The 11377-nt window shown below is 75.1% G+C and carries 6 protein-coding genes; all 6 read right to left on the bottom strand.

The window, feature by feature from the left end:
• Positions 1 to 32 precede the first annotated feature (32 nt).
• On the bottom strand, positions 33 to 4439 hold the full coding sequence (locus CBZ_RS16590; RefSeq protein WP_130782594.1) for a carboxypeptidase regulatory-like domain-containing protein: 4407 nt from the start codon (positions 4437 to 4439) through the stop codon (positions 33 to 35).
• Positions 4440 to 4651: 212 nt separating this feature from the next.
• The gene (locus tag CBZ_RS16585; protein ID WP_130782593.1) at positions 4652 to 5353 is read right to left on the bottom strand and encodes a hypothetical protein; all 702 of its coding nucleotides are present in this window, start codon (positions 5351 to 5353) and stop codon (positions 4652 to 4654) included.
• Complete coding sequence (locus CBZ_RS16580; RefSeq protein ID WP_130782592.1) at positions 5350 to 6474, bottom strand: Ig-like domain repeat protein; 1125 nt, start codon at positions 6472 to 6474, stop codon at positions 5350 to 5352. The genes CBZ_RS16585 and CBZ_RS16580 overlap by 4 nt, the downstream gene beginning before the upstream one ends.
• Before the next feature lie 382 nt (positions 6475 to 6856).
• Entirely contained in the window at positions 6857 to 7561 is a 705-nt protein-coding gene (locus CBZ_RS16575) for a DUF624 domain-containing protein (protein ID WP_130782591.1), read from the bottom strand.
• Positions 7562 to 7566: 5 nt separating this feature from the next.
• Positions 7567 to 9201, bottom strand: a complete 1635-nt coding sequence (locus tag CBZ_RS16570; protein WP_174768692.1) for a GH39 family glycosyl hydrolase — start codon at positions 9199 to 9201, stop codon at positions 7567 to 7569.
• On the bottom strand, positions 9198 to 11306 hold the full coding sequence (locus tag CBZ_RS16565; protein WP_130782590.1) for a beta-galactosidase: 2109 nt from the start codon (positions 11304 to 11306) through the stop codon (positions 9198 to 9200). Before CBZ_RS16565 ends, CBZ_RS16570 begins: the two co-directional genes overlap by 4 nt.
• Positions 11307 to 11377: the final 71 nt, after the last annotated feature.

Here is an 11377-nt window from a genome sequence, read left to right as displayed (position 1 = left end):
CCGGGGCTGCGCGCGGCCCGCGGGACCGGGCGTCAGGGGACGACGAACCCCGCGACGTCCGCGGCGACGTGCACCGTGCCGCCCGGCTCCATGTCGGAGTACAGCGTGACCGTCGCAGGACCGGAGTCGGGCAGGTCCACCACCACGAGGTTCGGGATGTCGCGGCCCGGGATGTAGTTGATCGTCGAGGCGTACGGGACGCCGGACTGACCGGACGGGTAGACCCGCAGGTTGCCGGGCCCGTTCGGGCCGATCGCGGTCACGTTCAGCACGACCGACGTCGCACCCGCCGGCACCGCTGCGCTCGGCAGAGTGAACGTGGACGGCGTCCGGGCGGGCAGCGGGCCGGTCAGGTCGCCGACGTGACCGGCGCCCGGGCGGGTGTCGAGCGCCCGCGACGGGGTGACCCCCCGGTACGCGCCGTCACCCGTGACGTACCCGGTGACGTCGAGGACCACGTCCACGCTCGCGCCGTCGGTGTCGGAGAAGATCGAGAGCCGCCCCGACGACGACAGCGCCACGATCGCGGCGTTCGCCTTGTCCTTGCCCGGCGCGTAGTTGAGCACCGACGCGTTCGGCACCGCCGCACCCGCGGGGAAGAGCCGCAGGTTCCCCGGGCCGGTGACGTTCGTGACCGTCGCGTTCACGATGACCGCGGTGGCGTCCGCGGGCACCCCGGCACGGCCGCGCACCTGCACGGTGTGCACGCTGCGCGGCCCGACGGGCCCGTCCACGTCGCCGACACGGAAGGGAGCGGGCCGGGTGTCGAGCAGGCGGACCGGGTCCTGCAGCTCGGTGCCCGAGTCGGGCATGGTGAACCCGGTGACGTCGAGCAGCACCCGCGCGATCCCTCCGACGGGTCGATAGCAGACCCGGCCGTTCGCCGGCAGCGCGACGAACGCCGCGTTCGCGACCTCCTGACCGACCTCGAAGTTCACCGTGGACGTGGCCTCACGGGGCCCGGCGACGTCCGGGTAGACGGTCACGTAGCCGACCTCGTACGGCGCGACCACGGTCACGTTGAGGGTGACGCCCGACGCCCCCGCCGGCACCCCCGTCGTCCCCGCGACCTGGAGGCACCGAGGCTGGTCGCCGACGTGCAGCTCGTCCTCGATGCGCACGGGCACCTGCGACACCACGCCGGCGCTCGTGTCGACGAACTGCACGGCACCGCTCGGCGCGGAGCTGCCCGCCGGGGTAGTCACGACCACGGGCACGGTGCCGGCCGGGTGCGCCGGCACGTCGACCTCGAGGAGACCGTCGTCCACCACGGTGACGCGGCTGCCCGGGACCCCGCCGAACGACACGCCCGTGGCCCCCGTGAGGTGCGTGCCACGGACCTTGACCCGCTGGCCGCCGGCGGCGCTGACCGCGGCGGGCGTGACCTGGGAGACGACCGGTGCGACGCGCTCGATCACGTCGAGGTAGCGCCACGTCGCGGACGAGGCGTACCCGCCGCCGCCCGCGTAGACCGCCCGGACGCCGTAGGTGCCGGGCGCGAGGCCGTCCAGGCGGAGCGTCGCGACGCCGGCCACGACCGGCACCACCGTCAGGGCGTCGTTCACCGCGAACGTGACGTTCCCCGACGGGACCCCGGCGGCCGCCGAGACGGTCGCGGTGACCGTCACCGGAGCACCCTCGAGCACGGTGCGCGCCGGGAGCGCGAGGACGGTGGTCGTCGGTTCGGGGGTCGCCGTGAAGGCCACGTCGGCAGCGCTGGCACCTCCGGCAGTCGTGACGACGACCGGGGCGGGCCCGGCGGGCAGCGTGGGCGTCGTCGCCCTCAGGGAGGTCGCCGAGTCGACGACCACGGACGCGGCGGGCACGCCGCCGAACGTCACCGTGCTCGACGGGGTGAACCCCGAGCCCGTGACGGTCACGACGGTCCCGCCGACGCTGCTCCCGGCAGCGGGTGCGACAACCGTGACCTGCGGGGTCGTGTCCTCGACCGCGAGGAACTCCACGGTGCCCTGACCCTCGTCGTAGGCCGCCGTGCCCGTGAACCACGCGAAGAGCAGGCCGTACTCAGGGGCGAACGCGTCGAACGTCAGCGCGCCGCGACCGTCCGCCCCCAGGACGACGTCGCCGAGGTCGTCGCCCAGCGAGAGCTGCGCGACGCCGCCGACCGCCGGTCCGTGCGGGCCGTCCACCTGCACCGTGGCCGTGACCGGCCGGCCGATGCGGGGCGTGGCCGGGTCGAGCGTCACGGTGACGTCGGGGGCGGTCTGCCCTCGGGGAGGCACGACCAGGTCGACCTCACCGCTCGTCTGCCCGGCGACGACGCTGACGGTCGTGGCGAGCGAACGCCGCTGGGTGCCGGTCCGCCCGTCGTGGTAGGTCGTGACGCCGTCGTAGGTGCCCAGCATCGTCGCGCTGGAGGACACCGAGACCCGGAAGTCGTCGGCCGAGAGACGACCGATCGTGTAGGTGCCGTCGGCGGCCGTGGTGGCCGACCCGCCCTGCGTCCCGCTGTAGGCGTTGACCGACGCGCCCGCGACGGGCGTGCCGTCGGGCCGGGTGATCGTGCCGCTCACGACGCCGGCCCGCAGGAGCCGGGTCGCGGGCAGGGTCCGGCTCGCGCCGACCGCGACGGTCACCTCTTGCGCCTGCTCGTACGCGGCGACGCCAGGGTGGTAGACGGCCACGAGATCCGTGCTCGTCCAGGGCGGCGAGACGCGGACCCGGTACCCGCCCGCGGGCAGACCGATGATCGTGTAAGAGCCGTCGGCACCGGTCTGCGCCGAGAGTGCGGTCGACGCACCTGCTCGCTGGGCACCGACCCACGCCCCCGCGACGGGTGCCCCGTCGGGGTCGAGCACGACGCCCGAGACGGAGGCTCCCGGCTCCAGGACGACGTCCTCGAGCTGCTCCGTCTCGCGGACGGTGACGTCGACCGCCGTCGCTGCCGTGCTCGTGGTCGCGTCGAGGTAGAACTCGCGTGCGAGCGTCGACCCGAAGGGCGGGACGACCTCGACGACCCACGCACCCGCGGCGAGACCCCCGACGTGATACGTACCGTCCGCGCCGGTCGTGGCGGGCGTGGGCGCCGAACCTGTCCCGGGGTCGCGAGGCCAGACGTGGACGCTCGCGCCCGCGAGCGGGGCGCCGCCGGGAGCGAGCACGCGTCCCTCGATGCCCCCACCCACCGCGAGCTCGGCGTCGATGCCGGCCGTGGTCGCCCCTGTGGTCACCGCCACCACGTCGGCCTCCCAGGACGCGGCGGCGTCGTCGTAGTGCTCCGCACGCAGGACCGAGCCGGCGGGCGGCGTGAAGGACACCGTGTACGCGCCCGTGGCGAGTCCCGCGACGGTGTAGGAGCCGTCCGCGCCCGTGACTCCGGTGCGCTGCACCAGCCCGGACCGGGCGGTGACGGTCACGCCGGCCACCGGCTCCCCGTCGTCGTCGGTCACGGTGCCGGTGATCGAGCCGCCCGAGGCCAGGACGACGTTCCCGAGGGGGAACGTCGCACCGGCGCCGACCGAGATGGCGACGCTGCCCGAGACGTCGGCGGTGCCACCCCAGTACTGCGGGGCGAGCGCACTGTCCGCCGGGCCGGAGAACCGGATGCGGTACTGGCCGGGCGCCATGCGTCCCTCGAACTCGCCGTCCGCGCCCGTCGTCACCGTGACGACGTTGCCCGCGTCGGTGACCGAGGTGAACTGGACCGTGCCGCCGACGACGGCGCCCGTCGCGCTCCGGAGGCGGCCCGCGGCCATGCCCGCCGTCGGCAGGACCGCGTCCTGACCGACGACCGTGACGCCCTGCTGGGCGGCGATGACCGCCGCGGTCTGCTGGCTGGTCCCACCGCCCACCCACCCGAGGAGCAGGGACGACCCGCCGAGCGGGTTCGCGAGGATCCGGTAGCCGCCCGAGCGGAGGCCGCCGAGGTGGTACCGGCCCTCGTCGTCGGTCGTGTCGTACGCGCCGCCCGACGACCAGTCGGAACGGGAGGCGTTGACGAAGGCGCCCGCGACGGGGTTGCCTGCACCGTCCCGGACGGTGCCCTCGATCACGCCGCCCAGCTCGAGCGTCGCGTCGGCGGTCGCGGTGCCGCCGCCGGCGACCGCGACGGTCGTCGACGTCGCGAGGAGGGCCGCGTCGTCGAAGTACTCGGGGATGAGGTCGCTGTCCCCGGTCGCGAAGAGCAGCGCCCAGTCGCCGGCGGGGACGTCCTCCACGCGGTACGTGCCGTCGGTGCCCACGGGTGCGGAACCGCCCCCCGCGCCGCCGCCGTCCGGGTCGAGCACCAGGACCGTGACGAACGTCGGCGAGACGCCCGCGGGGGTCGTGACCGTTCCCGCGATCGTCCCCGTCGCGGGCTCGGCGGCGGCGGGCGCCACCGCCCCGGCGACGACCACCGCGGCGACGCCGGCCGCCACCATCGCGCGTCCCAGGGGTCGGCGCCGGCGGCTCCGTGCGGGTGCGGGGACGAGGCTCATGGAGGCTCCTTCGACGTGACATGCACCGCCCGGCAGGCGTCGGCGAGCCGACCCTAGGTCACACGTCCGCCCGATGTGCCCCGTTTCTGCGACTCGTCACGCATCGTCCCGGGATGTCACCCGAGGGGAGCATCGCGGGCACCCTGGCGGACGGGAGGGCGGCAGCGTCCGCCGCCCTCCCCACGTCGGGATCCGTCCCGCAGGCGCCGTCGTCAGGGGACGACGTACCCCGCGACGTCCGCGGCGACGTGCACGGTGCCGCCCGCGACCATGTCGGAGAACAGCGTGACCGTCGCCGAGCCGTCGTCGGGAAGGTCCACCACGACGAGGTTCGGGATGTCCCGCCCCGGGACGTAGTTGAGCGTCGACGCGAACGGGACGTCGCCGAGACCGCTCGGGTAGACCCGCAGGTTGCCGTACCCGCTGGGGTCGATCGCGGTGACGTTGAGCACGACCGACGTCGCACCGGCCGGGACCTTCGCGGCCGGCAGCGCGAACGTGTACGGCGTCCGGGCCTCGAGCGGGCCGACGAGGTCGCCCACGTGCCCCGCACCCGGGCGGGTGTCGAGCGCCCGCGCCGGGGTGACGCCCGCGTACACGCCGCCGGCGGTGACGTACCCGGTGACGTCGAGGACCACGTCGACGGTCGACCCGTCGGTGTCGGAGTAGAAGGAGAGCTGGCCCGAGGACGACAGCGCGACGATCGCCGCGTTCGCCTTGTCCTTCCCCGGCGCGTAGTTGAGCACGGACGCGTTCGGGACCGGCGCGCCGGCGGGGAAGACCCGCAGGTTCCCGGGGCCGGTGACGTTCGTGACGGTCGCGTTGACGATCACCGCGGTCGCGTCGGCGGGGACGCCGGCCCGACCACCGACCTGGACGGTGTGCACGACGCCGGGACCGACCGGGCCGTTCACCTCGCCGACGCGGTAGGGCGTGGGCGGGTGTCGACCAGACGCACGGGGTCCTGGAGCTCGGTGCCGGAGCCGGGCATCGTGAAGCCGGTGACGTCGAGGATCACGCGGGCGATCCCGCCGACGCGGGCGTAGCAGAGCCGCCCGTTGGGGGGCAGCGCGACGAACGCCGCGTTCGCGACCTCCCGACCGACCTCGAAGTTGACCGTGGACGTGGGCTGGCGCGGTCCGGGCACGTCGGGGTAGACGGTGAGGTAGCCGACCTGGTACGGCGCCACGACGGTGACGTTGAGCATCACGCCCGAGGCGCCCGCGGGGACGCCCTTCGTCCCGGTCACCTGGAGGCAGTGCGGCTGCGGGCCGGTGTGCGACTCGTCCTCGATGCGCACCGGCACCCGCGAGACCATGCCCGCGCTCGACCCGACGTACTCGACCGGCAGGGGCGACGACGTCCCGGCGACGGTCGTCACCACGGCCTGGACGGTGCCGGGGGCGTGCGGCGGCACCTCGACGAGGAGCCGCGAGTCGTCCCGGTCGACCAGGGTGCCGGGGACGCCGCCGAACGTCACGCCCGTCACCGCGGTGAGGTAAGCGCCGAGCAGCGCGACGCGGGCGCCGCCCTCCTCCCCGACGACGGCCGGCGTCACCTCGGTGACGAGCGGCAGGTCGGTGACGCCGACCCGCAGGAACGGGGCGAGCTTGACGGTCGCGGCGTGGGTGGCGTCGCCGGCGTACTGCGCGCGCACCCAGTAGCTGCCGGGCACGAGCCCGTCGAGCGCGACCGAGGCCACGCCGTCGACCAGCCCGACCGTCCCGTAGTCGGTCCCGTTGACCGAGAACGTCACCGTGCCGGTCGGGACGCCCGTCGCCGACGTCAGCGTCGCCGTGGCCGTCAGCGGCGCCCCGACGAGGACGGGGTTGGCCGACAGGGCGACGGTGGCGGTCGTGGCCTCCAGCGCGGCGGCGGCGACGGCGGGGTCGGTCCCGTCGACGGCCGTCGGCATCGCGGCGGTGGCCGGCTGCACACCGCTGCCGAGCAGGACGGCGGCCGCGGCCAGGACGGCCAGGGAGCGGCCGAGCGAGCGGCGCAGGGGGTCTCGGCGGTGCGGGCGGGGACTGGGCATGACGCTCCTCGACGACGGCGACGACCTGTCCGGGTGGGGTCGGCGCCGTCGAACCTAGGCGGTGCGGGGCCGGCGCGCGGCCCCCTTTGTGCAACGGTTCAGTCACGATGCCGCGGACCCGAGGTGAGGGCGGCCATGACCGCGCGTCCGGGGGTCAGGACGCCGTCGAGCGCGTAGCCGCGACCGCGATCACCGTCCCCGCGCTGCGCATCAGCAGCGCGACCGGCGCGTGGAAGGTCTGTCGCACTCCTCGCGACAGACCTTCCACACCGGGGCTGCGTCGTCCGGGACGGTGCCGATAACGCTCGGGCCGCCGCGCAGGTCGCCGTACCCGCTGGGGCCGATCGCGGCGGCCTCGGCGCGTCCCCCGGACGCCTCGGGGTCAGGACGTCGTGAAGCGGTCGGTCGCGTCCGCGATCACCGGGCCCGCGTTGCGGACCAGCAGGGCGACCAGCGGGGACGCGAGCAGCACGAGGAGCCAGTCGGTCGCGAGCACGGCGACACCGGCGGCGACGACGAGCAGGGCGACGACGCCGAGGCTGCTGACGGGCCTGGCGGCCAGGTAGTACGCGGCGAGGCGCGCGACGTCGCGCGTGCGGAACGCGAACAGGGAGGACAGCACGAGGGCGTGACCCGCCCACGCGAGGACGGCCACGGCAAGGACCAGCGACACCAGCGCGAACGTGCCGCCGGCGCCGCCGAGCGCCCCCGCACCGGCGACGTTGACGCCCAGGACCGCGAGGACGACGAGGGTCGGCACCCACCACCGCAGGACGTCGCGCCAGTTGAGCCGGTACCCGCGCCAGTAGTGCCGGGCGGGCTGCAGGTCGCGGTCGCCCGGCGGCGTGGTCATCCAGTCGCGCCACGCGAAGACGGCAGCGGCGAGCGACGGACCGAACGGCAGGGCGGCGAGGGCGAACAGCGGCGCGTTGCCGGGCGAGCGGTCGAGCAGGAGCAGCGCGACGATGCCCGGCGCCGACGTGAGGACGATCAGCGCCTCGACGACGACCGCCCAGTACACGGCCGCGGCCCCGCGGGAGAAGGCCCCGCGGCCGACCTCGGAGAAGCGTTCGGCGTCCCGGCTCACGACGCTCACCCTGCCGCACCGCCGGCGACGAGACGCGCGCTGCGGCCCGTGCCGGGCGGGTCGGCGACGAGCCGGCCGTCGTCGACGCCGAGCAGGCGGCGGTCGTCGAGGCCCTCGTGCGTGGTCGGGACGACAGGCGTGACCTCGACGAACGTCACCTCGTGGCGGGACAGCGACAGGTCCAGGTCGACGCGGCCGTCGACGACGGGCAGGGCGGTGTGCGACGACGCGGGCCGGGCGAGGTCGCGCAGGACGTCGACCTGGCGGTCGGTCGGGGAGAAGGGTCGGCCGAGCTCGCGCCAGGCCGCGAACGCGTTGCCGTCCTCCTCGTTGACGCGCTGCCGGACGACGAACGCGGTCATCGGGTCGCCCGAGACCGACCCCGACGCCGACGTCGACCACGCTGCGGGCACCCGCACCGGGACGGACAGCCGCACCTCGTGCCGCTCGGCAGCCGCCGGGGCGTCGGTGCCCCCGACGGGCTGCCACGCGAGGACGGTGACGCGCCCGTCGTCGTCCGTGCAGACCAGGTGGTCGTCCCCGCGGGCCAGCACCCGGGCGCCCATCCGGGCCATGAACGCGTACAGGTGGTAGGTCGGCTTGGGCACCTGGCGGTGCGTGAGCAGCCCGAACCCGCCGTGGAAGAAGGACGTCGGGATCCACTCCTCCTCGAACACGTCGCAGAACGTCCAGTAGGAGAACGAGTCGACGAGGTCGCCGCCGCCCGCGAGGACGGGCGCCAGGTAGGCGGCGTTGTAGGCGGTGTCGTGGACGGGGTTGTCGGGGCGGTAGGAGGTGTTGAACTCGGTGACGTGCCGCGGGCGGTCCGCGAGCGCGGTGCCGGCGAGCAGCCGTCGGGGGGTCGCGAACTGGTCGAGCAGCCGCTGCGGCGGGGCGAGGGCCTGGTAGGTCCCGAAGGGGACGTGCTGCGCCGGGCCCGACGCGTACGCGTGGAAGCTGACGAAGTCGCACGGCACGTCGCGCGCGGCGACGAAGTCGGCGAACGGCGCCCACCACTCGTCGGCGCCGGGTGAGATCGCGGGCCCGCCGACCTGGAGCGCCGCGTCGACGTCCTTGACGGCGCGCGCCGTGACCTCGTAGAGCCGCAGGTAGGCGGCCTGGTCGGCGCCCTGCCAGAACTGCGTGAGGTTCGGCTCGTTCCACACCTCGACCGGCCAGGTGCGGACCTCCTCGATCCCGTACCGGTCGACGAGGTGCCGGACCACGGCCGTCACGAGGTCCTCCCACGCGGACCACGACGACGGGGGCGTCACGTTGCCCTGCCACCAGAACACCGTCTGGTCGCCCGACGCGAGCGCCGACGGCATGAAGCCGAGCTCGACGAACGGGCGGACGCCGAGCGACAGGAACGTGTCGTGCACCTGGTCGGCGTACGTGAACGCGTGCCGCACCCCGGAGCGGCCCTCGTGCGACCAGGGGCGGTAGATGCCCAGGTCGTCGGAGAGCAGGCCGTGGCCGCGGATGTGCCGGAAGCCGATGTCGCGCTGCGCGAGGGCCAGGGACTCGCGGTAGTCGGACCGCAGCGCGAGGTTGAGGCGACCGGTGCCGACGCACGCGCGCCACGCGTCGGGCAGGGGCGTGCCGGGCCCGGCGGGGACGACGACGCGCGCGGCGCTCACCGCTCCCCCGCGACGTAGGCGGAGTCCGCGGCGTCGGCGACGTCGGCAGCGTCCACGGCGTCCACCGCCGCCGCGTCGACCAGCACGAGCACCTCGGTCGGCGCGAGCGTGAGGCGCTCTCCGCGGCACACGACGCGGCCCGTGAGGGCGTCGGTGCCCTCGACCTGCGACGTCACGGTCAGCGGGACGTCGCCGTGGTGCAGGACGAACCGGTACCGGGTGCCGTCGGGCTGCACGCGGTCGACGACCTCGAGCGCCGGCTGGTCGGCGTGCGGCCCGACGAGCCCGTGCCGGTCGAGCACGTGCCGCAGGACCCGCGCGACGCCGTCGTCGTCGAGCCCGGTGCCGACGTGCCACGCCTCGCCCGCGCCGCGCGTCGCCCGGGTGACCGCGGGGGTGCCGGCGTAGAAGTCGGCGCCGTACCGGCCGACGACCTCGGTCCCGTCGTGCGGGTGGAGCAGCTCGAAGACGAGCGACGCGGCGGACGTCGTGGCGTCGTCGCCGAGCAGCAGCGTGACGGGGTTCGTGACGTCGGGCGCCGCGGAGTCGGTCTCCTCGACGCGCACGCCGAGCAGGTCGTCGAGCGGGGGGCTGCCGAGGAACGCGTTGGTGTCCTCGTCGACCCTCCCGCCGTAGAAGGTCGTGACGAGCGACCCGCCGCCCTCGACGAACGCGGTCAGGCGCGCCACGACGTCGCCCTTGAGCACGTGCAGCAGCGGGGCGACGACGACGTCGTACCCGGCCAGGTCCGCCGTGACCGGCACGACGTCGACGGCCGCGTTCGCGGTCCACAGGGCCCGGTGGTGCTGCAGCAGGGTCTGCACGTAGGAGACGTGCCGGTTGTAGCCGTCGGTCATCTCGACGGCCCACCACGAGTCCCAGTCGAGCAGCAGCGCGACGCGGGCGGGCGTCCGGGCGCCGAGCACGCCCTCCCCGAGGGTCGCGAGCGACGACCCGAGCGCGGCGACCTCGCGGAACACGCGGGTGTCGGTCCGGCCGGTGTGGTCGAGGACGGCGCCGTGGTACTTCTCGCACGCGCCCTTCGACTGGCGCATCTGGAAGTACAGGGTCGCGTCGGCGCCGTGCGCGACGGACTGCCACGTCCACAGGCCGAGGACGCCAGGACGCTTCACGGGGTTGACGTCGCGCGACGCGGTGATCGACGGCGTCTGCTCCATGACCCAGATCGGCGCGCCGCCGCCGACGCCCCGCATCGCGGCGTGCGTCGCGGCCATCCGGGCGGCCGTGCGCAGCGGGGTGTCGGCGGGCGGGTAGTTGTCCCACGTCACCAGGTCCAGGTGCGGCGCCCAGCGGTGGTAGTCGACCGGCTGGTAGAGGCCCATGAAGTTCGTCGTCACGGGCGTCGTCGTGTCCCGGGCGCGGATCGCGGCCTTCTCCGCGACGAACCCGCCGAGCAGCGCGTCGGACATGAACCGGCGGTAGTCGAGGGTCGTGCCCTGGAACGCCGTGTGGTTCGGGCCGCGCCAGTGCTCGGACAGCATCGACGGCGGCTGGACCTCGTCCCAGTCGGTGTAGGTGTGCGACCAGAACGTCGCGTTCCACGCCTCGTTGAGCCGGTCGAGCGTGCCGTACCGCTCGCGCAGCCAGACGCGGAACGCCGCGGCGCAGTGCGCGCAGTAGCAGGCGCCGCCGTACTCGTTGCCGACGTGCCAGGCGACGACCGCGGGGTGCCCCGCGTACCGCTCGGCGAGCCGTGACGCCATCGCGACGGACAGCCGCCGGAAGTCCGGCGACGACGGGCAGTGGTTGTGCCGCTGCCCGTACACGTGCCGGCGGCCCTCGATGTCGACCCGGCACACGTCGGGGTAGGCGCGCGCGAGCCACGGCGGCATCGCCCCCGACGGCGTCGCCAGCACGACCTCCCGCCCGGCCTGCGCGGCGCGCTCGACGATCGCGTCGAGCGTCGAGAAGTCGTACCGGTCCTCGGCGGGCTGCAGGTGCGCCCAGGCGAACACCCCGACGGTGAGCGTCGTGACGCCCGCGAGGTCGAACGCGTGGTGGTCGTCCTCCCACACGTCCTTCGGCCACTGCTCGGGGTTGTAGTCGCCGCCGTAGCGGACCTGGGGCACGGGACGGGCAGGCATGGGGTGGGTCTCCCGGGGTCGGGTCGTACGGGGTGCGGGCCCGGGTGCAGGCCCGGACGGCCGAGCGGCCG

It is taken from the genome of Cellulomonas biazotea (assembly GCF_004306155.1).
Classification (GTDB): Bacteria; Actinomycetota; Actinomycetes; order Actinomycetales; family Cellulomonadaceae; genus Cellulomonas; species Cellulomonas biazotea.
This window is presented reverse-complemented; position numbering and strand designations above follow the sequence as displayed.